Raw genomic sequence first — 20,410 nt, 5'->3', positions numbered from 1 at the left:
CATCCCGCGCATGAGAAGCGCCGCGGCGCTCTGGCGCTCGTGCCACCCGGGCCCGACGGTCGTCGTCTCGACGCTGTCGCTGCTGCTCGGTCTGGCCGCCGGAGTCTCGCCGGGGGCGCTCGCGCTGCTGGTGGGCGCGGTGTTCACGGGTCAGCTCTCGATCGGCTGGTCGAACGACGCGATCGACGCCGGCCGGGATCGCACCGTCGGCCGTACCGATAAGCCGATCGCGCGGGGCGAGATCGGCGTGCGGACGGTCTGGGTCGCGACCGCCGCCGCGGTCGCGGCCGCCCTCGTGCTCTCGGCGCTGCTCGGCCCCGGTTTCCTCGTCGCGCACGCGGCGTTCCTCGTGTCGGCGTGGGCGTACAACATCGTGCTCAAGCGCTCGGTGTTCTCACTCGCGCCGTTCGTGCTCAGCTTCGGGATCTTCCCATCGCTGGCGACCCTCGCGGCGGACCCCGCGCGCCTCGCCCCCGCGTGGGCATGGATCGCCGGCGCCGCCCTCGGCGCGGCCGTGCATCTGACCAACGTGCTGCCCGACCTCGACGACGATGCCCGCACAGGCGTGCGCGGCCTGCCGCACCGCATCGGCGCCCGCGCCTCGGCGGTCACGGCGTTCGCCGCGGTCGCGATCGGTGCGCTCGCCGTGCTCGTCGGCGGTTGGGTGCTGCAGCCCTCGCTTCTTGCAGCGGTCATCTCGATCGCGGGCTGCGTCCTCGTGCTCGCTGTCGCCGCGGCGGGGCTCCTGCGTGCCCTGCGCGCCCCCGACCGGACCGTGTTCCGTCTTGTCATGGTGTCGGCGCTGCTGCTCGCACTGCAGCTCGCAGCCACGAGTGCGGGCCTGTAACACCCGCCACACCCTCATCCCGGGTCGAGGCCCATCGAGTATGCCCGCGCGAGCATATCCGCCGCGGGAGAGCGCAGAATGCCGCGCAGCGCCGTCGTCTGCGCACGATGAGCGAGAGGCCCGACGGCGCGCCCGATGACGGTGTTGGCCGCCGCGATTCGCGCCGAGGTGGTTGCGGCGCGGCGCCGGCGGCGATCCCACTCGCGCAGCTCTGCGTCGGGAGCATCGCTGGAGTGTACCCACGACGCGAGCAGCGGGGCGAGGGTCGCGGCGTCGACGAGGCCGAGATTCATGCCCTGTCCGCCGATGGGGCTCACCTCGTGCGCGGCGTCGCCGATCGCGAAGACGCGCCCGTCGCGCATATGCGGCACGAGCGCGCGGCGCACACCGAAGGTCGTCGCCGCGGTCACGACGGTCGCCGCCTGCGTCGAGCCCGCGCGTCGTGCGATCGCGGCGCGCAACCACCCGGCGGGATCGGCATCGGCATCCCGGGCCCCCTGCCAGGCGACGAAGCGCCGCATCCCCTCCGGCAGCGGGAAGGACTCGAGCACCCCGTCCGGGTGCAGGTGCACAACCGCGGTGGGGCCCTCCCCGGTCGCGTCCGGCGCGTCCGTCATGACGTACCGGTCGGGATAGGTGCGGGTGCGCGCGGCGGCGGTCAGAGAGGAGACGGCACGGCCCGCCGAGCCGGTCGCGATGACCACGATCCGGGCGTGCTCCACCCCGTCGGCCTCACCCCGGCGCACGCGCAGGCGCACCGATCCGTGGCCGTCCTCCACGCGCTCCACGGCGCATCCCCGCACAACGGCCGAGGCGCCCCACGCGACAGCGGTCTCGGCGAGGGCTCGTTCAGTGGAGGACTGCGGGAGGGTCGCGACATAGGGATGCCGCGCTCCCGCCCGGTCGAAGCGCACGACGCCGAGCGAGCCCGCGGCGCGGGCCTCGCCGCGGGTCACCCGCAGGGCGCAGTCCAGGATGCGTGCGGTCGCGCCCGACGCCTCGAGCGCCGTCAGGGCGGCCGCGTGCACGCCGACGGCGCGGCTGCCCGCCGTCGGCCGGGCGCGGCGCTCGAGAACCGTCGCATCGACGCCGAGGCGGGCAAGCTCCGCCTGCAGCAGAGTGCCCACGGGCCCCGACCCCACGATCGCGACGTCGTGCACGGTCAGTCCCGGGCCCTGCTGACGGCGAGCAGTCGGAACGGAGCGGGCCGCTCGACCCGCCACCCCGCCGGGAGCACGCCTTCGAGCTCGAACGCCGTGTGACTGCGCCGAATGGAACGCAGCCCGTCGGTGTGCAAGAACGACCCGAATGCCAGGGGTACAACAGCGATCGCGTAGCCCGCGTACGCGAGAGCCGACCGGTGGATGTCGGAGTGCAGGCTCACTCCCCGTGACAGCGTTCGCGAGTCGGCGAGCACCGCGGTCAGTTCGGGATCGCTCAGATGGTGCAGCAGATGATTCGAGACCACGACGTCGAAGCGGTCGCCACGGGAGGCGAGGTCGCCGCTGCGTCCGAGCGTGTATTCCACTCCGGGCATGGGACGCGCGTCGCGCGCGACACGCAGACTCCGATCGTCCGGATCGAGCCCGAGACCGCTTACCGCGAAGCCGTCGGCGCGCGCGCGCGCGACGAGTCCGCGCAGCACGTCGCCCGCCCCGCAACCGATATCGAGGATCCGTGCATCGCCCCCGCCCCGCGCGAGCAGCTGTGGGCGGACGTGCCGCCGATAGACACCACCCCAGCCCGCGACCAGCCGATTGATCAGCCCGAACCGCTCGAGGGTGCGGCGCAGGCGCACCGGATCGCACTGCGGATCGTCCATGATCTCGCGCAGCTCCGTGTCGCGGCGCACGAGCGGCGCGGTGATCATCCCGCGACGCCCGTGCCCGCGGCGGCGAGCGTCGCGGTGCGCGCTGCCGCGGGTACGCGCGCCCGCAGCAGCGCCGACTCGACCGTGAGTCCCGGCCCGAAGGCCACGCCCAGCACCCGATCGGCATCGCGTAGATCCTCGTGCTCCAGCATCCGCTTCAGGATGAACAGCACGGTCGCCGACGACATGTTCCCGCACTCGCGCAGCACCTCACGGGAGTGCCGCAGGGCGCCCGGGGACAGCGCGAGCGCCGACTCGACGCGATCGAGGATGCTGCGTCCGCCGGGGTGGACGGCCCACGCGTCGATGGCCGCGCCCGCGCGCGCGAGGAGCGGGGCGAGCGCGGAGTGGACCTCGCGCCCGATGACGCGGGGCACCTCGGCCGTCAGGGTCATCTCGAAGCCGTGGTCTCCGATGATCCAGCGCATCTCGTCCTCCCCCTCGCGGGTGAGGGCCGTGCCGAAGCCGTCGAGCTCGAGGGTGCGGGCGTCCGGCGCGGGCGCGGCCGAGACGACCGCGGCCGCGGCGCCGTCGGCGAAGACCGCCGATGCGACGATCTGCTCGGGGTCGTTCGAGACGCGGATGTGGATCGTGCAGATCTCGCCGCACACGACGAGGACGACGGCCGAGGGATCGGCCGCGCAGATGCGCGATGCGCTGCGCAGGGCGGGGAACGCCGCCGCGCAGCCCATGAAGCCGAGATGATCGCGCTCGACCGTGCTCGACAGGCCCAGATCCTTCACGAGCCGGAAGTCGGGCCCGGGCGCGAAGAATCCCGTGCACGACGCCGTCACCACGTGGGTGATGGCGGATGCCGGCACGCGCGCCCGGTCGAGAGCATCGCGGGACGCCGCGGCGAACAGCGCCGGAGCCTCGCGGATGTAGACGTCGTTGCGTGCGCCCGTCAGGGGAGCGGCGACGGCACGTGAGTCCGCGTCGATGAACGCAGACCCGCCGCTCACCAGCTCGGGGAGCACCGTGTGACGTGTGTCGATCGCGGACTGATCGAAGGCGGCTCCGATGAGCCGCGACGTGAGCCGGTCGGTGCCGGGCTGCGCGAGGAACAGGTCGCGCACGTCGGTCTGCGTGATGACGGTGGGCGGCGTCGCGGTGCCGATGCCGAGGATGTGGGCGGGCATGCCTCAGAGTAACCATGCCCAGGGCGTGCGCGGGTCGGGTTGACACAGACGGAAGACACACGAATCTTCACGCCGACGCGGTGGTCCGATGACAGCATCCCCCGCGTACCGTCGGGACATGGGCATCTCGACGGCAGACCTCTACGACGAGCGCGGCGACGCTCTGGACTCGCTCTCGCTCCAGCTGCAGGATGTCGGGGGCCGCGTGGTCTTCGACGGCCCGGTGCGCACCGTGCGCTGCCACCGCGACAATGCGCTGGTGAAGACGACGCTCGCGACGCCCGGCGATGGTGCGGTGCTCGTGATCGACGGCGGCGGTTCGCTCGAGTCCGCCCTCGTCGGAGATCTGATCGCCGCCTCGGCGGTGCGCCACGGCTGGGCCGGCATCATCGTGCACGGAGCGATCCGCGATCGCGCGGCGATCGGCGAGCTGCCGATCGGGGTCAAGACGCTCGGATCCAACCCCCGCAAGAGCGCCAAGGACGGCGCGGGCGATGTGGATGTGCCGGTCGTGATCGCGGGCGTCACCTTCCGCCCGGGTGCGCACGTGTGGGCCGACGCCGACGGCGTGCTCGTCGAGCGCTGAGCCTCTGGACAGGGCCCGCACGGGGGAGGACCCTGAATCGGGGGAGACAACTCGAGGAGGATCTCATGTTCACCACGGCCCAGCCGTTCAGCAGCTTCTCGGTCGACGACATCCCCGCCGCCCTGGCCTTCTACCGCGACACGCTCGGCTTCGACGTCGAAGATATGCCCGAGATGGGACTGGATGTGCGGCTCGGCGGCGACGCGCACGTCTTCATCTACCCGAAGGACGATCACGAGCCCGCGAGCTTCACGGTGCTGAACCTTCCGGTCTCCGACATCGACGCCGCGGTCGATGAGCTCAACGGCAAGGGGGTCGTCACGAAGATCTACGACGACGCCGACTTCCCGACGGATCCGAAGGGCATCAACCGCGACCTGGGGCCCGCGATCGCGTGGTTCCTCGATCCGGCGCGAAACGTCATCTCGGTCATCGAGATGACCTGAGCAGACGAGGGATGCCGGGGGGCCGACATCCCTCGTCCTTTCACATGTCGCGCGCTCAGCCGCGCAGCGCCTCGCTCAGCTTGACGCGGGCGCCCATGCGCAGGAGCGAGTTCTCGTAGATCTTCGAACCGACCCAGATCGCGCCGACGCACGTGGCGATGAGGATCCCCAGCGAGATCAGCGCCTCCCACCACTGGGCCTCGCCGAGGTAGAGCCGCATCGGCATTCCGACCGGGGCCGAGAACGGCACGTACGACATGATCGTCAGCACGAGTGGGTTGTCGTTGAAGAAGATGACGAGGAAGTAGGGCGCCATCACGAGCAGGATCAGCGGGGTCGTGGTCGAGCCGACGTCCTCCTGACGCGAGACCATCGCAGCGGCCGCTGCGAAGAGCGCCGCGAGCAGCACGAAGCCGAAGAAGAAGAACACCGCGAACCACGCGATGGGCCCGCCGAGCCCCTGCAGCACGGCGCCCTGGCCCGTGACGGTGAGGCCGACGATCGCGATCGCGGCGAGCACGATGATCTGGCCCATCGCGAGGATCGTGTTGCCGATCACCTTGCCGGCCAGGAGCGCCCGGGTCGGGATGGCCGAGATGAGGATCTCGACGACGCGGGTCTGCTTCTCCTCCACCACGCTCTGGGCGATCGTCCCGCCGAACGTCGACGCGGCGATGAGGAACACGATGCCGAACGCGAGCGCGACGAAGTACCGCAGCAGGCTGTCGGTCTGGTCGGGATCGAGCAGCTCGACGGGTGGCGACTGCGAGAGCAGCAGCACGAGGTTCGAAGGCACCGAGGACTCCGCGATGATCGCGAATCCCGTGGGCGAGCTCGGATCGCCCACGATCGCCGCATCGGCCGTGCCTTCCGTGACGAGCGCCTCGGCGGCGGCACGGTCGGGTACCTCGGTCACCTCGAGTCCCGCGACGGAGGAGACCTCGGCCGGCGCATCGGCGGTCACGGCGACGGGGGTGCCGCTGGTGTCCTGCGCCTGGAAACCGCCCCACACCACGGCCGCGAGCGCGACGAGGAACAGGATGAGCGTCGAGATGACGAACGCCTTGGAACGCAGCTTCGAGCCGATCTCGCGCTCGGCGACGAGCCACACGCTCTGCGCGGTGGACGGGGCGGGAGGCGCGGCGCTGCGCGGGCTGGTGGCGGTGCTCACTGGATGACCTCCTTGAAGATCTGGGCGAGGGTGGGATGCTGCGGTGCGAAGCTGGCGACGTCTCCGTGCTCGACGGCCCGGCGCAGCACCCGCTGCGCGGTGGCGTCGTCATCGACGTCGAAGACCGCGTATCCGCCGTCGAACGACACGACCTGCACACCTGGCTCGTCGCGGAGCCAGCCCGCGTCTCCGCGGGAGACGAGCTCGAACCGCGGGGAGGAGTGCTCGGCGCGCAGGGTGTCGCGGGGGCCGGCGGCGCGGATCGTGCCGCCGGCGATGATGACGAGGTCGTCGCACAGCCGCTCCACCACATCGAGCTGGTGCGAGGAGAAGAGCACCGCGGTACCGGCCGCGGCGCGCGCCTGCAGCACGCCGGCGACGACGTCGACGGCCAGGGGGTCGAGTCCCGAGAACGGCTCGTCGAGGATCAGCACCTCGGGGTCGTGCACGAGCGCCGCCGCGATCTGCGCGCGCTGCTGATTTCCGAGCGAGAGGGTTTCGACGAGGTCGCCCAGACGTTCGCCGAGTCCGAGCTGCTCGAGAAGTGCGCGGGCGCGGGTGGCGGCATCCGTCTTCGAGAAGCCGTGCAGCCGCGCGAGGTAGGTGATCTGCTCGTGCACCTTCATCTTCGGGTAGAGGCCGCGCTCCTCGGGCATGTACCCGAACCGGCGGCGATCGGCCGCCGTCAACGCCGCCCCATCCAGGGCCACGGTGCCGCCGTCGCGGGCGAGCACGCCCAGCACGATGCGCATCGTCGTGGTCTTGCCGGCGCCGTTGCCGCCGACGAAGCCGGTCAGGCGCCCCTCCGCGACGTCGAACGAGACGTCGTCGAGCACCCTCCGGCCCGCGTAACTCTTGGTGATCCCCCGCAGCTCGAGCATCGGCATCCCTCTCCTATCGTGTGCGTCTCACGCTACGGAGAGTCGGCGGCCATGACATCCCCCGGTGGGCGGGACGTGGACTCCCCCGCAGGGAGGAGAGTCGTGAACACGAGAAACACTCGCATTCGTCGGAATAGATCTCGGCCGCTCTCGCTTGGAGCCCGATGGAACATCCATGGCGGACCCGGTGGATGGGCCGCCTCGCACGTAAGGAGCTGCCATGAGCACGCGCACCATCGGCTACATCGTCGGAAGCCTGTCGTCGACGTCTATCAACCGCCACCTGGCCAAGGCCCTCGAGCGCCTCGCCCCCGAGGGCACGACCCTCGTCGAGATCCCGATCGCCCAGCTGCCGTTCTACTCGCAGGACCTCGAGGCTGACTTCCCCCAGGTCGCGAAGGACTTCAAGCAGTCGATCGCCGACGTCGACGGCGTCATCATCCTGACTCCGGAGTACAGCCGTTCGATCCCGGGCGTGCTCAAGAACGCGCTCGACTGGTCGACGCGCCCCTACGGCGACATGTCGTTCTCGGGCAAGCCCACCGCCGTCATCGGCACCTCGCAGGGTCCCATCTCGACCGCCGCCGCCCAGCAGCACCTCAAGGCGATTCTGACCCACTTCAACGCCCCCGTGCTGGGCCAGCCCGAGGGCTTCATCCAGTACGTGCCCGGTGTGTTCACCGCCGACGGCGAGGTCACCAACGAGGGCACCGCGGCGTTCCTCGTCTCCTACCTCGACGCCTTCGTCGCCCTGATCGACCGGTACGTGCCGGCCGAGGAGCGCGCCGCCGTCGCAGCCTGATCCCGCGGGGCGCGCCCTGAGCTGTGCTCGGACGCGCCCCTGCCGGTCGGCGTGCCCTGTCGGTCGGCGTGCCCTGCCGGTCGGCGTGCCCCTGCCGGTCGGGCGTGCCCTGCCGGTCGGGCGTGCCCCTGCCGGTCGGGCGTGCCCCTGCCGGTCGGGCGTGCCCTGAGCTTGTCGAAGGGCACCCCGCGCGCCGCGCTGCCGACATCGTCGAGTCCGACGCGACAACATTCCGGAGCGATGTGGCGTCAGCCAGTCCTGGACGAACCGGACCGATGCAGGGCGCCGATCCTTCCGGAGTGTTGTCCGCCGAGTACCGAACACCGCGCCGATCCATCCGGAGTGTTGTCCGCCGAGTACCGAACACCGCGCCCAACACCGCGCGCCGCGCGGACCCGATGAACGTCGCGGGCGCGTGCCGCGCCTACGCGGCCCCGTTCCGGTGCGCCCACACGACCGCGGCGACGCGGTCGCGTGCGCCGAGCTTCTGCAGCACATTCGACACGTGCGTCTTGACGGTCGCCTCGCCGATGAAGAGGCGCTCGGCGATCTCGGCGTTGCTGAGAGCCTGCGCGAGCAGGCGCAGCACCTCGGCCTCTCGGTCGGTCAGGCCCGCAGCGGCGACCCGGTCGATCGCCGCCCCGACCGCCCCGACCGCCCCGACGGCGTTCGCCGGCGCGGGGGCCGGCGAACCGCCGGACACGGATGCCGACGCGAAGCGCTCGATGACGCGCCTCGTCACCTCGGGCGCCAGCAGCGCATCGCCCGATGCGACGACGCGCACGGCGCTCGCGAGCTCCTCGGGGCCGGCGTTCTTGAGTAGGAATCCGCTCGCCCCGGCCTCGAGGGCGCGGAAGAGGTAGTCGTCGCGGTCGAAGGTCGTGACCACCAGCACCGCGGACGGAATGTCCGGGTCGCCGACGATACGGCGGGTGGCCTCGAGCCCGTCCATGTCGGGCATCTGCACGTCCATGCAGATCACGTCGGGGCGCAGTCGCCGCGCAGCGGCCACGCCTTCGCCGCCCGTGGACGCCTCCCCGACCACCGCGATGCCGCCGGCCGCCTCGAGGATCATCCGGAACCCCGCCCGCATCACGGCGTGATCGTCGACGAGCAGCACGCGCACGCCGTTCACGAGCTCACCTGCGCGTCATCGAGAGCGGCCAGCGGTATGCGGGCTCGCACGAGGTAGCCACCGCGCTCTCGCGGGCCGGTCTCGAGAGAACCGCCCGATGCGGCCGCGCGCTCGCGCATGCCGACGAGCCCGAGGCCGGTGACCGACGGGGTGCTGCGGGTTGCGCCCGTGTTGGTCACCTCGAGCTCGATCGCGTCGGGGCCGTACCGCAGGCGCACATCGGCGCTCGCCCCGGGACCGCCGTGCCGGCGGGCGTTCGTGAGCGCCTCCTGCGCGATGCGGTACAGGTTGAGCTCCACCAGCGCGGGGACGGGCGCCGGCTCGCCGAACACCGCGAAGGAGGCGGGCAGTCCGGTCTGCGCCGTGCGCTCGACGAGTTCGGGCAGAGCGTCGAGCCGGACGGTCGAGGGTCCGTCGGCGTCGCCGGCCGTCGACGTGTCCGTCTCGTCGATGTCGGCGGGTGTGCGCAGTGTGTCGAGAAGGTGCCGCAGATCGTGGATGGCCTCGCGCGCCGACGTCTCGACACCCGAGAGCGCTCGCCGCGCGGCATCGGGGTCGCGCTCGAGCACCGCGCGGGCGGCCCCGGCCTGCACACCCATCGCCGACACGTGGTGCGCCACGACATCGTGCAGCTCGCGGGCGATGCGCACCCGGTCGAGCGCCACGGCCTGCGCCGCCGTCACCTCGCGCTCCCGCTCGAGTTCGGCCGTGCGCTCCTCGAGCGCCGCCCGCTCGAGGGCGGCGGTGTATGCCCGATCACCCATGTAGTAGGCGCCACCGAAGAACAGCGCGTTGATCAAGAACTGGATCAGCATGAACGCGACGAACGGCGAGAACACGCCCGCCCTCGACAGACCCTCCTCGGTCGGCGCGGTCGCCGCCTGGAACGTCGTGACCATGAGCCACACGAACATGCCGACGATGATCAGCACGCGGACGAGCATTGCGCGGCGTCGATCGTCGATCCACGCGCCGACGGTGAAGATCGCGATGAACACCGCAATGTTGCCGACGTAGATCTCGGGCACCCGGAACGTCACCGCGATGAAGTACAGCACCGAGACGATGACCGCCACGGTAGCCGGAAAACGGCGCCGCAGCGCGAGGGGCAGGGTCAGCGCCGCGGCGTAGACCAGCGCCCAGCCCAGGTCGGCCTGATCGTCGCCGTAGATCTGCGCGACCGACGAGAGTCCCGCGCTGATCACGGCGCCGAGCAGCAGCGTGACGGCGAGGATCACGTCATTGCGCAGGTCCCTCGCCGTGGGCGCGCGGCGGACGAGGGGCGGCGCCGGGGTGGTCATGCGTCAACGCTATGCGGATGCTGTGGCCACAGCATCCCTCGCGCGGGGGATACCGCGCCGCCGGGTGGTTGACACGGGCGCCCGGCGTTCGCGAGTATCTCGCTGAGCCTGCGGGAGAGGGTCCGGCGGGCGCGGAAGGGGCCCCTCTTGTCCACGAACATCTTCGTCAATCTGCCGACCACCGACCTCGACCGTGCCAAACAGTTCTACACGGCGCTCGGATTCACGATCAATCCGCTGTTCACCGACGAGAACGCCGCCTGTGTCGTCGTGTCGGACGAGATCTACCTGATGGTGCTGACGCGTGAGTACTTCGCCACGTTCACCGACAAGCAGGTGACCGATGCGAAGACCCACGCGCAGGCGCTGATCGCGCTGAGCCGCGACACGCGAGCGGAGGTCGATGCGATCGTCGACGCGGGCCTGGCCGCGGGCGGCACGGAGCCTCGCCCGGGCCAGGACTACGGATTCATGTACTCCCGTGATCTCGAGGATCCGGACGGCAACATCCTCGAGTTCCTGCACATGGATCCGGCCGCTGCCGAGGCCGGGCCCGAGGCGTATATGGCGGGGCAGGACCAGGGCTGAGCCGCACGGCGCCGGCACGAGGCGTCTGCTAGCGTGCCGACGTGTCGGATTCCGCGCCGCAATCCCCGCCACCAGCGCCCTCTCGGCGTCGGGACGATCCCCGCGCACGGCGCCGGGAGATCCCGCTCGGGGTGGTGACGATCGGCATCTCGGTCGTCGTCTGGTGGCCGGCGTTCACGCTCGGCGTCTGGGGTGAGGTCTTCTTCGAGCAGCTGATGACGCTGTGGGCGGCATCGACGGCGGCATTCGTCGTCGTGCTCGTCGAGCGACGGCCCGTGGGGGCGCGCCTGCTGCGGGCGACGCTGCTGTTGCTGCCCTCCGTCTGGATCGCGCTGTCGTTCGCGTTCGACGATTCGACGACCGATCTCACGGTCTTCCTCATCGACCTGATCGCGATCATCGCCGTGCTGATCGGCATGCCGTTCTCGCTCTGGGTGCTGCTGCACATCGCGTGGCCCGACCTCGGCAAGGGCAGCCCGCTGAGCCAGCGGATGCTCGTCGCGGGGGTGGTGACCGCCATCGCGGTCGGATCGTTCGTGCTGGGGCTCAACCACGCGGGATTCCTCACGTGCGAGGACTTCACGATCAGCGGCAACTCCGAGCCGCCGGGGTGCTCCCCGAGTTCGGACGACTGAGGCTCGAGCGCCGCCCCTCGACGGGCTCAGGGCGGGTCCCGCCGCGCGGGTGTGCGACGCGCCGGTGGGCCGGTCTGCGGCGAGCCGATGGGCCGGTCGGTGCGCGCCGAATCAGCCGAAGATCATCGGCACGTCGTCGTCGGACGCACCCAGATCGAGGTCGACGACGACGGGCACATGGTCGCTGGGGATCTCGCCCTTGCGCTCGTTGCGGTGGATCGACGCCCCTGTCACGGCCTGCGCGAGCGTGTGCGACCCCAGGATGAAGTCGATGCGTAGACCCTCGTTGCGGGGAAAGCGCAGCTGCTTGTAGTCCCAATAGGTGTATCCGGTGGGCACGAGCGGGCGCACGACGTCGATCAGGCCGGCGGCTTCGAGTTCGCGGAACGCGGCGCGCTCGGGCTCGGACACGTGCGTCGTCACGCCCTCGATCACCGTCGGGTCGCCGTTGTCGTCGTCGGTGGGCGCGATGTTGAAGTCGCCCACGAGCGCGAGCGCCTGATCGGGTGTTCGGGCGAGCTCGTCGCGCGTGTGCTGGGCGAGCGCGCCGAGGAAGTCGAGCTTGTAGAGGTAGTGCGGGTCATCGAGCGAGCGGCCGTTGGGCACATACAGGCTCCAGACCCGCACGCCGCCGACCGTCGCGCCGATCGCTCGGGCCTCGAGCGGCTGATCCGGGCCCTCGAGACCCTTTGCGAAACCGGGCATGCCGCTGAAGGCATGTGAGACGTCCGTGAGGGGCTCGCGGCTCGCGATCGCGACGCCGTTCCACTGGTTGAGTCCGTGGGCGACGACCTCGTAGCCGGCGGACTCGAACTCGGCGTAGGGAAACTGCTCGGGCTTGCACTTGATCTCCTGCATGGCGAGCACGTCGATGCCCTCGCGGACGGCGAACTCGACCGTTCGGGTCACGCGCGCACGGATCGAGTTCACATTCCAGGTCGCCAGACGCATTGCTCCAGCCTACGACCGACCGCCGACCTCGACCGAGCGGCGCCGACCTCCGGGTGCCGCCGCCCTAGACTCGGGGCCATGACCGCCGCTTCCACGCCCGAGCTCGAATCCGACCGCCAGGCCCTCATCGCCCTCATCGGCGCCGAGGCCGTCTTCCACGGCGACTTCACGCTCTCGAGTGGCAAGAAGGCGTCGTACTACGTCGACATGCGGCGTTTGACCCTCGACCACCGTGCAGCGCCGACCATCGGGCGTCTCGTGCTCGATCTGATCGACAGCATCCCGGACGTCGCCGCCGTCGGCGGTCTGACCCTCGGCGCCGACCCGATCGCCAACGCCGTCATACACGAGTCGGTGCGTGCGGGTCGTCCGCTCGATGCCTTCGTCGTGCGCAAGGAGCCGAAGGATCACGGTCGCGGACGCCAGATCGAGGGCGCGGATGTCGCCGGCAAACGCGTCGTCGTCGTCGAGGACACCTCGACCACCGGGCAGTCCGCGCTCAAGGCGGTCGAGGTGCTGCGTCGCGAGGGCGCCGAGGTGGTCGCCGTCGCCGTGATCGTCGATCGCAAGACGGGTGCACAGGCGGCGGTCGAGGCCGAGGGGCTCATCTGGCTCGGCTCGATCGACCTCGACGATCTGGGCCTCGCGCCGCAGTAGCCGCGGACGGCGATGCCGCCGCATCGCGCCGGCCCCGCGATGCCCCGAACCCACATATTTGCAGCGAGACACCATCCGACGCGTGGTGTTTCGCTGCAAAAATGTAGGTTCGGCGTCAGATCGTGTCGGCTCGGGCGTCAGGCCGCGTCAGGCCGCGTCAGGCCGCGCCAGGCCGCGTCAGGCCGCGCCAGATCGCCGTCAGTCCCGGTCGCGACCGCGCCCGCGCACCCACGCGATGATCCACACCGCGAGCGTGCCCACGAGGATCAGGGTGGTCGCCCCGAACAGCAGGTCCTGCTGATTCACGCTCTCCTCCTGCTTCGATGGATGCTGCGCTACAGCAGCTCGGGAAGCTCCGATTCGGCGGGCTCGTCGGCGACCAGATCGGCCACGGAGTCCAGCACCTCGTCGGGCCGGAACGGGTAGCGCTCGATCTCGGCCGCATCGCTGATGCCGGTCAGCACGAGCACGGTGTGCAGGCCTGCCTCGATGCCCGCGACGATGTCGGTGTCCATGCGGTCGCCGATCATGCCGGTCGTCTCGGAGTGCGCGCCGATCTGGTTGAGCGCGGAGCGGAACATCATCGGGTTGGGCTTGCCGACGACGTAGGGCTCCTTGCCGGTCGCCTTCGTGATCAGTGCGGCGAACGCCCCCGTGGCGGGCACGACGCCCGCGGGTGTCGGACCCGTCGCATCCGGATTGGTGACGATGAACCGCGCACCGGCGTTGATGAATCGGATCGCCTTGGTGATCGCCTCGAAGGAGTACTGGCGGGTCTCGCCCACGACGACGTAGTCCGGTTGCGACTCGGTCATGATGTACCCCGCCTCGTGCAGCGCGGTGGTCAGCCCCGCCTCGCCGATGACGAAGGCGCTGCCCCCGGGCAGCTGAGAGCGCAGGAAGTCGGCCGTCGCGAGGGCGGAGGTCCAGATGCGCTCCTCCGGCACGTCGAGGCCTGATGCGCGCAGCCGTGCGCTCAGATCGCGCGGCGTGAAGATGGGGTTGTTCGTCAGCACGAGGAACGGGGTGCCGGCGTCGCGCCACTGGGCGAGCAGCTCGGCGGCGCCGGGGACCGGGCGGTTGTCGTGCACGAGCACGCCGTCCATGTCTGTCAGCCAGCATTCGATGTCGGAGCGGGTGCGGTTGTGCACGGTGTGCGGGCGGCCTTCGGGCATGGCCTCAGCCTATTGCGGCGGGCTGGCCGTAGTGTCGGGAGTGTGAGTGCCGCGCGCGCGGGCTGGGACCCGCGGAACATCCCGTCGCAGCACGGCCGCGTCTACCTCGTGACGGGCGCGAACGCCGGGCTCGGCTTCTTCTCGAGCGAACAGCTGGCCCGCGCCGGCGCCCACGTGATCATGTCGGGCCGCAACCCGAACCGTCTAGCCGCCGCCCGCGCCGCGCTGATGCGGCGGTTGCCGGGTGCATCCGTCGAATCGCTCCTGCTCGACACCAGCAACCTCGGATCTGTCCGGGCCGCCTCGGCGACCGTCGGCGCGCGGCAGCGGCTCGACGGTGTCCTGCTCAACGCCGGGATCGTGCATCCGCCCGCCGAGCGTACCCTCACGCGCGACGGCGTCGAGATCGTGTTCGCGACGAACGTCCTCGGACACTTCGCACTCGCGGGTTCCCTGCTGCCGGCGCTGCGCCGCGCGAGCGGCGGACGAATGGTGTGGCTCGGCAGCATGTCGACCTCGATGTGGCGGTATGTTCCCGAGGATCCCCAGCTCGAGCAGGGGTACACGCCGTGGCGGGCCTATGTGCAGTCGAAGGTCGCGACGCAGGCGCTGGGCCTCGAGGCCGATCGACGGCTGCGGGCGGCGGACGTGCCCGTGACCAGCGTGATCGCCCACCCCGGCTATTCGGTCGGCGGCCGCACCGCCGGCATCCCGGGGGTGAACACCCCCTCGCGTCTGAAGCGGTTCGGCGCGAACCTGCAGGCGCCGATCACGCAGTCCAAGGCGCACGGCGCGTGGGCGCCCGTGCGCGCGCTGACCGATCCGGCGGCGGCCGGCGGCAGCGCATGGGGCCCGGCGTGGATCATGAAGGGGATGCCGCGCCCCGCCCGTGTCGCGCCGGTGTCGCGGGACGCGGCCCGGGCGGCGGAGCTCTGGTCGTTCTGCGAGCAGACCGCCGGGGTGCGCTGGCCCTGAGAGCCTATGCGTGTCCCGATTTCTGTCGGCCGCGGCGACGCCGGCCGACAGAAATCGGGACATCCATGCGCGGGGTGCCGGGGAGCGCAGGGCGCATCCCAGCGCGGCGGCGGGCGCGCGTCAGAGGCTGAGCCAGATGGCGTGGTCGGCGCCCGTGGGCAGCGCCACCGTCTCGCCCGCGATCGAGAGGTGCGCTGCATCGATCACGGTCGCGATCGCACCGATCGTCACACCCGACTCCTCGACGGCGCGCAGCAGCGCGGGGTCGCGGTCGCTGACCCTCAGCACCCGCCCGACCGCCCCCGGAACGGCATGGCGCAGCAGCACGAAGCCCTCGCGCGCGACGTTGCCCTCGGCATCCGGAATCGCATCGCCGTGGGGGTCGAACCGGGGGTGTCCGAGGCGCTCGTCGATGCCGCGCAGCAGCCGGTCGCTGATGGTGTGCTCGAGCACCTCGGCTTCGTCGTGCACCTCGTCCCAGGAGTAGCCGAACTCGCGCACGAGCCAGGTCTCGATCAGGCGGTGCCGGCGCACGACGGCCTTGGCCCGCGCCTCGCCCGCCGGGGTGAGGGAGACCGGACCGTACGGACGGTGGGTGACGAGGCCCTGCGCGGCGAGCTTCTGCACCATCTCGGTGACGCTCGAGGGGGCGAGGCCGAGCTCTCCGGCGAGCTGCGAGGGCGTGATGCGACGATCCTGCCACTCGGTGTGGTGGTAGATCGTCTTGAGGTAGTCATCGACCACGGAGCTCGCGGGTGCCACCGGTTCAGGGTACCCGCCCCCCTCACGCGCCCGTGAAGACGAGCCAGAGCAGCACGCCGTTGAGCGTGATGAGGAAGACCGACGAGGCGATCCCCGCGATCGTCGTGAAGACGCGGTTGCGGTGCTCCCCGAGGGTGCGCCGCTGCGCGGTGAGCGTGACGAGCGGCACGAGCGCGAACGGGATGCCGAACGAGAGCACCACCTGGCTGAGCACGAGCGCGAGGGTGGGGTCGAAGCCGATCGCGAGGATCGCGAGGGCCGGCAGCAGCGTCACGAGCCGGCGCGCGAGGAGCGGGATGCGCACGCGCAGCAAGCCGTGCATGATCTCGGCTCCCGCGTAGGCCCCGACCGACGTGCTGGCCAGGCCGCTCGCGAGCAGCCCGACGGCGAAGAGCGTCGCGATGAGCGGGCCGAGGCCGGCCTGCAGGGCCGCGTACGCACCCTCGAGGCTGTCGGTCCCGGGGATGCCGGCGAGGTTCGCGGCGGCGAGCAGCAGGATGCACAGGTTCACGGTGCCCGCGACCGCCATCGCGATCGTCACGTCCCACTTCGTCGCGCGCAGCAGTCGGCGCGTGCCGACGCCCCGCAGCTGCTCGAGCTCGGCGGCGTCGAGGCGTGTGCGCGAGACGGGGTCGCGGCGGGGGCCGGCCGGGGTCGTGGCGGCGGATGCCGGCGCCGGCGCGAACCGGTCGCGAGCGAGCGCGGAGTGGGCGTAGATCGCGTGCGGCATGATCGTCGCGCCCAGGATGGATGCTGCCAGCAGCACCGATCCGGCATCCTCGAACCGCGGCACCAACCCCGAGACGACACCTGCGGCCTCGGGCGGGCCGACGAACACACCCGCCGCGAACCCGATCGCGATGATCACCATGAGCCCGATCACGACGTTCTCGAAAGGACGCGGTCCGCGCCGGGACTGCAGCATCAGCAGGGCGATCGAGACGACGCCGGTGATCGCGCCGCCCCACACGAGGGGGATGCCGAAGAGCAGATACAGCGCGACGGCTCCGCCGATGACCTCGGCGATGTCGGTGGCCATGGCGACGAGCTCGGCCTGCAGCCAGTAGGCGCGGCGCGCCCAGGGGCGGTGGATGCGGCGGCCCAGCACCTCGGGAAGGCTCTCGCCCGTCACGATGCCGAGCTTGGCCGAGAGGTACTGGATGAGCCAGGCCATGACATTGCCGATGACGACGACCCAGACGAGCAGGTATCCGTACTGCGCGCCGGCGGTCATGTTGCTCGCGACGTTGCCGGGGTCGAGGTAGGCGACGCCCGCGACGAGGGCCGGGCCGATCAGCCACGCCAGGCGCGGCGTGCTGGGCGCGCGACGCGGAGTGGGCGTCGGGGTCGCGGTCTGCAGCATCCCTGAATCTTTCGGCACGCCGAAACCGTACCAAATCTTTCGGCTGACCGAAATACCCGCGTTGCGTCCGGGCGCTGAGCGAGGAGCGCCGCAACGAGACGAAACGTGGTGTTCGGGGCCTTTCGTCTCGCTGCGCCCGCTCAACACCCGGAGCCCCCGGATACGCTGACCCGGTGACCGAGACCGCCCCCGAGACCGATCCCGCGCCGACGCCCGACCCCGTGCGCGGCGCCTCGCCCGAACCGGAGCTGCCCGTCGGCGTGGGCCCCTGGCCGGGCACCCCCGACGAGTGGCCGGACGACCCGCGCTTCGAGCGTGCGCTGCTCGCCGAGGGCGACCGGCGCAACGTGATCGACCGCTATCGCTACTGGTCGATGGACGCGATCGTCGCGGACCTCGACACCCGCCGGCACGGCTTCCACGTCGCGATCGAGAACTGGCAGCACGACATGAACATCGGGTCGATCGTGCGCAGCGCCAATGCCTTCCTCGCCGACACGGTGCACATCATCGGTCGTCGTCGCTGGAATCGCCGGGGCGCGATGGTCACGGACCGATACCAGCACGTCATGCATCACGAGGACGTCGCGACCTTCACCGCGTGGGCGCGGTCCCACGACCTGCCGATCCTCGCGATCGACAACGTCCCCGGCGCCGTGCCCGTCGACCGTGCGGACCTGCCGCGGCGGTGCGTGCTGCTGTTCGGACAGGAGGGCCCGGGGCTTTCGGTGGAGGCCGTGTCGGCAGCATCCGGGGTCGTGGAGATCACCCAGTACGGGTCGACCCGCTCGATCAACGCGAGCGCGGCGGCGGCCGTCGTCATGTACGAATGGTGCCGCCGGCACGCGTGAGACGGCGCGTACGGGGCGATGCGCGCCGCATGAGGTGACATCTGCACGAGTCCTGGTGCGGGAGTGTGCGGGTGGGGCCCGTGAGGTGTCGGGGCGAGACCGGGTCGTGCGGATGTCGCCCCATCCGCACCGCGCGTGCCGTCAGGCGGCGCCGACCCGCAGCCAGTGTGTGCCGCGCACGCGGTACCCGAGGGTGAGCAGCCGGGCGCACATGTAGACGACGAAGAACGTGCCGGCGAGCCACGCGAGGCCCGCGGCGCCGTCGATCCCGGTGAGGGCGACGATGCCCAGCGCCGGGAGGAACAGCACAAGGTTGGCGATTCCCGCATAGGCGAGGTATTTGGCATCGCCCGCGCCGATGAGCACACCGTCGAGCACGAAGACCAGGCCGCTCACGGGCTGCGCGATCGCGAGCACGATGAGCGCGGGAAGGATGAGCGCGGCGAGGAACTCCGAGCCCGCGAACAGCAGGCCGATGACCGGGGAGAAGACGGCGATCACCGCCCCGACGATCACGCCGAACCACGCGCCCCACCCCAGGGTGCGCGCGAGCACGCGGCGCACCTGCGGCACGTCGCCGGCGCCGAGGCCTTTGCCGACGAGCGCCTGCGCCGCGATCGCGAGCGCATCGAGCGCGAAGGCGGCGGCCGAGAAGATGGTGAAGACGACCTGGTATCCGGCGAGCTCCTCGGGCCCCATCCGGGTCGCGGCGGCGACGGTGAGCAGCAGGGCCGCGCGCAGGCTTACGGTGCGCAGGAACAGCCAGCCCCCCGACCGCGCCGATCCGCGCACGCCGTCGCGCTGCGGGCGTACCGAGGCGTCATGCCGGCGCGCAAGTCGGCCGATCACGATGACGTAGGCCAGCACCATGCCCCACTGTGCGAGCACAGTTCCGATCGCCGAGCCCGCGATACCCCAGCCGAAGCCGTAGATGAGCAGCCAGTTCAGGCCGGCGTTGGCCGCGAAGCCGAGCCCGGCGATCCACAGCGGCGTGAGGGTGTTCTGCATGCCGCGCAGTAGGCCGGTCCCCGCGAAGACGATGAGCATCGCGGGGAGGCCTCCCATCGACAGGCCGAGGTACGTCTCGGCCTGCGCGGCGACCTCGGGCGTGGGACCGAACGCCCCCACGAGCCAGGGCGTCGCGAGCCACCCGAGCAGCGCGAGCACCGCGCCGACGCCGAGTGCGAGCCACATGCCGTCGATGCCGACCGAGACCGCGCGGCTCGGGTCGCCGGAGCCCAGACGGCGCGCGACGGCGGGCGTCGTGGAGTACGCGAGGAACACCATCAGGCCGACGATCGTCTGCAGCACCGCCGAGGCGATGCCCAGGCCCGCGAGCGGGTCGACGCCCAGATGTCCGACGAGCGCCGAGTCGGTGATGAGGAACAGCGGCTCGGCGACGAGGGCGCCGAGCGCCGGCACGGCCAGGCGCAGGATGCTGCGGTTCAGCCGCCGTCCCTCGCTCGTGCTCGTCACCCCTCGAGCCTAGAAGCCGTAGGGCCGGGGGTGGGATCGAGCCCCGGCATCCCGTCGCCGTGCGTGGTGCGGCGTCCGGCCGGGTCGTTCACCTGTCGCATGTTGCGGGTGTCGCGGCGGCGCACCCGCATGTCGCGACAGCGGAGCGAGAGCGGAGCAAGGGCGGGGATGGTGAACGTCGCCGCCGGGCGGTCGCTCCTCCCCAGCCGCGCGCCTCCGCCTGCTCTGCACGAAACCCCGGGCAGGGTCCGGCCGCGACCGCACGGCTCGGGATGCTGGGCGCATGACAGACATCGATCACCGACTCGCCCGCGACCGCATCCTGACCCGTGACGACGACCTCGACGAGGTGCTCGGCCTCCTGCTGCAGCACGCCATCAACCCCCGGCAGCTGTGGCTGATCTTCCTCGACGCCGATGGACGCCTCATCGATCCGCTGATGCCGTGTGATGACTACCCGCCGCATCCCAGCGAGAGTCCGAGCACCGCAGACCTCGCCTTCGCCCGCGACCTCGGACACCGCCTGCGCTACATCGTCGAGGCGACGGGCGCGGCGAGCGTCGTGCTGGTGTGGGAGCGCGTCGGCCCCTCGCGCTTCGGGGTCGACGAACGCACGTGGGCGCGGGCGATGGCGCAGGTCTGCCGCGAGAGCGAGGTGCACCTGCGCGGGCAGTTCGTGCTGCACGACGAGGGCGTGCGGATGCTGTCGCCCGATGACTATGCCGACGCCGTCGGCCGCGGGTGAGGGTGAGCCCGCGCCTGGGACGTCACTATGCGTTCACCCGCGCGGCGCGGGCGA

The 20,410-nt window shown here is 71.3% G+C and carries 22 protein-coding genes; 10 read left to right on the top strand and 12 right to left on the bottom strand.

Going from position 1 to position 20,410, the window contains the following annotated elements; translation table 11 throughout:
* Positions 1–10: 10 nt before the first annotated feature.
* Complete coding sequence (locus tag AB2L57_RS16765) at positions 11–847, top strand: UbiA family prenyltransferase (protein ID WP_292811514.1); 837 nt, start codon at positions 11–13, stop codon at positions 845–847.
* 14 nt (positions 848–861) lie between these two features.
* Here AB2L57_RS16765 and AB2L57_RS16760 read toward each other — a convergent pair whose 3' ends face one another.
* The 3 genes from AB2L57_RS16760 to AB2L57_RS16750 are packed head-to-tail and all read right to left on the bottom strand — an operon-like array spanning position 862 to position 3,856.
* Positions 862–2,007 (bottom strand): FAD-dependent oxidoreductase, encoded by a 1,146-nt coding sequence (locus AB2L57_RS16760; RefSeq protein ID WP_409047623.1) that lies wholly within the window; start codon positions 2,005–2,007, stop codon positions 862–864.
* Between the two features lie 2 nt (positions 2,008–2,009).
* Positions 2,010–2,717, bottom strand: a complete 708-nt coding sequence (locus AB2L57_RS16755; RefSeq protein WP_409047622.1) for a methyltransferase domain-containing protein — start codon at positions 2,715–2,717, stop codon at positions 2,010–2,012.
* Positions 2,714–3,856, bottom strand: coding sequence for a type III polyketide synthase (locus tag AB2L57_RS16750; RefSeq protein ID WP_409047621.1), 1,143 nt, complete (start codon positions 3,854–3,856; stop codon positions 2,714–2,716). Before AB2L57_RS16750 ends, AB2L57_RS16755 begins: the two co-directional genes overlap by 4 nt.
* A gap of 118 nt (positions 3,857–3,974) precedes the next feature.
* Here AB2L57_RS16750 and rraA point away from each other — a divergent pair, with 118 nt between their 5' ends.
* Both rraA and AB2L57_RS16740 read left to right on the top strand, forming a co-directional pair.
* The gene (rraA, locus tag AB2L57_RS16745; RefSeq protein ID WP_292811505.1) at positions 3,975–4,442 is read left to right on the top strand and encodes a ribonuclease E activity regulator RraA; all 468 of its coding nucleotides are present in this window, start codon (positions 3,975–3,977) and stop codon (positions 4,440–4,442) included.
* A gap of 65 nt (positions 4,443–4,507) precedes the next feature.
* Positions 4,508–4,888, top strand: coding sequence for a VOC family protein (locus AB2L57_RS16740; protein WP_292811503.1), 381 nt, complete (start codon positions 4,508–4,510; stop codon positions 4,886–4,888).
* Between the two features lie 55 nt (positions 4,889–4,943).
* On the opposite strand, the gene AB2L57_RS16735 is transcribed toward AB2L57_RS16740, so the two are convergent.
* The gene (locus AB2L57_RS16735; protein ID WP_409047620.1) at positions 4,944–6,059 is read right to left on the bottom strand and encodes an ABC transporter permease; all 1,116 of its coding nucleotides are present in this window, start codon (positions 6,057–6,059) and stop codon (positions 4,944–4,946) included.
* Entirely contained in the window at positions 6,056–6,940 is an 885-nt protein-coding gene (locus AB2L57_RS16730) for an ABC transporter ATP-binding protein (protein ID WP_292811520.1), read from the bottom strand. The genes AB2L57_RS16735 and AB2L57_RS16730 overlap by 4 nt, the downstream gene beginning before the upstream one ends.
* A gap of 220 nt (positions 6,941–7,160) precedes the next feature.
* Here AB2L57_RS16730 and AB2L57_RS16725 point away from each other — a divergent pair, with 220 nt between their 5' ends.
* Positions 7,161–7,742 (top strand): NADPH-dependent FMN reductase, encoded by a 582-nt coding sequence (locus tag AB2L57_RS16725; protein ID WP_292811498.1) that lies wholly within the window; start codon positions 7,161–7,163, stop codon positions 7,740–7,742.
* A gap of 424 nt (positions 7,743–8,166) precedes the next feature.
* On the opposite strand, the gene AB2L57_RS16720 is transcribed toward AB2L57_RS16725, so the two are convergent.
* Both AB2L57_RS16720 and AB2L57_RS16715 read right to left on the bottom strand, forming a co-directional pair.
* The gene (locus AB2L57_RS16720) at positions 8,167–8,835 is read right to left on the bottom strand and encodes a response regulator (RefSeq protein ID WP_409048641.1); all 669 of its coding nucleotides are present in this window, start codon (positions 8,833–8,835) and stop codon (positions 8,167–8,169) included.
* 38 nt (positions 8,836–8,873) lie between these two features.
* Entirely contained in the window at positions 8,874–10,178 is a 1,305-nt protein-coding gene (locus AB2L57_RS16715) for a sensor histidine kinase (protein ID WP_409047619.1), read from the bottom strand.
* 147 nt (positions 10,179–10,325) lie between these two features.
* On the opposite strand from AB2L57_RS16715, the gene AB2L57_RS16710 reads away from it, so the two are divergent.
* Together AB2L57_RS16710 and AB2L57_RS16705 are read left to right on the top strand one after the other, a co-directional pair.
* Positions 10,326–10,766, top strand: a complete 441-nt coding sequence (locus AB2L57_RS16710; protein WP_292811492.1) for a VOC family protein — start codon at positions 10,326–10,328, stop codon at positions 10,764–10,766.
* A gap of 41 nt (positions 10,767–10,807) precedes the next feature.
* Complete coding sequence (locus tag AB2L57_RS16705) at positions 10,808–11,401, top strand: hypothetical protein (RefSeq protein WP_292811489.1); 594 nt, start codon at positions 10,808–10,810, stop codon at positions 11,399–11,401.
* Between the two features lie 111 nt (positions 11,402–11,512).
* Here AB2L57_RS16705 and AB2L57_RS16700 read toward each other — a convergent pair whose 3' ends face one another.
* Positions 11,513–12,352 (bottom strand): exodeoxyribonuclease III, encoded by an 840-nt coding sequence (locus AB2L57_RS16700; protein WP_409047618.1) that lies wholly within the window; start codon positions 12,350–12,352, stop codon positions 11,513–11,515.
* Positions 12,353–12,430: 78 nt separating this feature from the next.
* Here AB2L57_RS16700 and pyrE point away from each other — a divergent pair, with 78 nt between their 5' ends.
* Positions 12,431–13,009, top strand: coding sequence for an orotate phosphoribosyltransferase (gene pyrE / locus AB2L57_RS16695; RefSeq protein ID WP_409047617.1), 579 nt, complete (start codon positions 12,431–12,433; stop codon positions 13,007–13,009).
* Between the two features lie 335 nt (positions 13,010–13,344).
* Here the strand turns inward: pyrE and AB2L57_RS16690 are convergent, their stop codons facing one another.
* Complete coding sequence (locus AB2L57_RS16690) at positions 13,345–14,184, bottom strand: HAD-IIA family hydrolase (RefSeq protein WP_292811483.1); 840 nt, start codon at positions 14,182–14,184, stop codon at positions 13,345–13,347.
* A 42-nt stretch (positions 14,185–14,226) separates the two neighbouring features.
* Between AB2L57_RS16690 and AB2L57_RS16685 the strand changes: the two genes are divergently transcribed.
* A complete protein-coding gene (locus AB2L57_RS16685; RefSeq protein ID WP_292811480.1) occupies positions 14,227–15,159 on the top strand; it encodes an SDR family NAD(P)-dependent oxidoreductase in 933 nt (310 codons plus the stop codon).
* A 120-nt stretch (positions 15,160–15,279) separates the two neighbouring features.
* Here the strand turns inward: AB2L57_RS16685 and AB2L57_RS16680 are convergent, their stop codons facing one another.
* Positions 15,280–15,921 carry a metal-dependent transcriptional regulator gene (locus AB2L57_RS16680; protein ID WP_292811478.1) on the bottom strand — a complete coding sequence of 214 codons (642 nt, stop codon included), beginning with the start codon at positions 15,919–15,921 and terminating at the stop codon, positions 15,280–15,282.
* 22 nt (positions 15,922–15,943) lie between these two features.
* Positions 15,944–17,284: an Nramp family divalent metal transporter gene (locus AB2L57_RS16675; protein ID WP_292811476.1), complete on the bottom strand. Its 1,341-nt coding sequence runs from the start codon at positions 17,282–17,284 to the stop codon at positions 15,944–15,946.
* A 221-nt stretch (positions 17,285–17,505) separates the two neighbouring features.
* Here AB2L57_RS16675 and AB2L57_RS16670 point away from each other — a divergent pair, with 221 nt between their 5' ends.
* Positions 17,506–18,135, top strand: coding sequence for a TrmH family RNA methyltransferase (locus AB2L57_RS16670; RefSeq protein WP_292811518.1), 630 nt, complete (start codon positions 17,506–17,508; stop codon positions 18,133–18,135).
* A 141-nt stretch (positions 18,136–18,276) separates the two neighbouring features.
* On the opposite strand, the gene AB2L57_RS16665 is transcribed toward AB2L57_RS16670, so the two are convergent.
* Positions 18,277–19,611 carry an MATE family efflux transporter gene (locus AB2L57_RS16665; RefSeq protein ID WP_409047616.1) on the bottom strand — a complete coding sequence of 445 codons (1,335 nt, stop codon included), beginning with the start codon at positions 19,609–19,611 and terminating at the stop codon, positions 18,277–18,279.
* Positions 19,612–19,894: 283 nt separating this feature from the next.
* Between AB2L57_RS16665 and AB2L57_RS16660 the strand changes: the two genes are divergently transcribed.
* Complete coding sequence (locus AB2L57_RS16660) at positions 19,895–20,356, top strand: hypothetical protein (RefSeq protein WP_292811472.1); 462 nt, start codon at positions 19,895–19,897, stop codon at positions 20,354–20,356.
* Positions 20,357–20,410: the final 54 nt, after the last annotated feature.

It is taken from the genome of Microbacterium sp. HA-8 (assembly GCF_046111165.1).
In the GTDB taxonomy this organism is placed as follows: Bacteria; Actinomycetota; Actinomycetes; order Actinomycetales; family Microbacteriaceae; genus Microbacterium.
The sequence above is the reverse complement of the archived record's forward strand: the minus strand, read 5'-3'. Positions and strand labels throughout refer to the sequence as shown.

Bases quoted from the DNA above. Each gene is read 5' to 3' on its own strand.
- AB2L57_RS16765 (WP_292811514.1), top strand. From the start codon at position 11: ATGAGAAGCGCCGCGGCGCTCTGGCGCTCGTGCCACCCGGGCCCGACG.
- AB2L57_RS16755 (WP_409047622.1), bottom strand. From the start codon at position 2,717: ATGATCACCGCGCCGCTCGTGCGCCGCGACACGGAGCTGCGCGAGATC.
- AB2L57_RS16750 (WP_409047621.1), bottom strand. From the start codon at position 3,856: ATGCCCGCCCACATCCTCGGCATCGGCACCGCGACGCCGCCCACCGTC.
- rraA (WP_292811505.1), top strand. From the start codon at position 3,975: ATGGGCATCTCGACGGCAGACCTCTACGACGAGCGCGGCGACGCTCTG.
- AB2L57_RS16740 (WP_292811503.1), top strand. From the start codon at position 4,508: ATGTTCACCACGGCCCAGCCGTTCAGCAGCTTCTCGGTCGACGACATC.
- AB2L57_RS16730 (WP_292811520.1), bottom strand. From the start codon at position 6,940: ATGCTCGAGCTGCGGGGGATCACCAAGAGTTACGCGGGCCGGAGGGTG.
- AB2L57_RS16725 (WP_292811498.1), top strand. From the start codon at position 7,161: ATGAGCACGCGCACCATCGGCTACATCGTCGGAAGCCTGTCGTCGACG.
- AB2L57_RS16720 (WP_409048641.1), bottom strand. From the start codon at position 8,835: ATGCGGGCGGGGTTCCGGATGATCCTCGAGGCGGCCGGCGGCATCGCG.
- AB2L57_RS16715 (WP_409047619.1), bottom strand. From the start codon at position 10,178: ATGACCACCCCGGCGCCGCCCCTCGTCCGCCGCGCGCCCACGGCGAGG.
- AB2L57_RS16700 (WP_409047618.1), bottom strand. From the start codon at position 12,352: ATGCGTCTGGCGACCTGGAATGTGAACTCGATCCGTGCGCGCGTGACC.
- pyrE (WP_409047617.1), top strand. From the start codon at position 12,431: ATGACCGCCGCTTCCACGCCCGAGCTCGAATCCGACCGCCAGGCCCTC.
- AB2L57_RS16690 (WP_292811483.1), bottom strand. From the start codon at position 14,184: ATGCCCGAAGGCCGCCCGCACACCGTGCACAACCGCACCCGCTCCGAC.
- AB2L57_RS16675 (WP_292811476.1), bottom strand. From the start codon at position 17,284: ATGCTGCAGACCGCGACCCCGACGCCCACTCCGCGTCGCGCGCCCAGC.
- AB2L57_RS16660 (WP_292811472.1), top strand. From the start codon at position 19,895: ATGACAGACATCGATCACCGACTCGCCCGCGACCGCATCCTGACCCGT.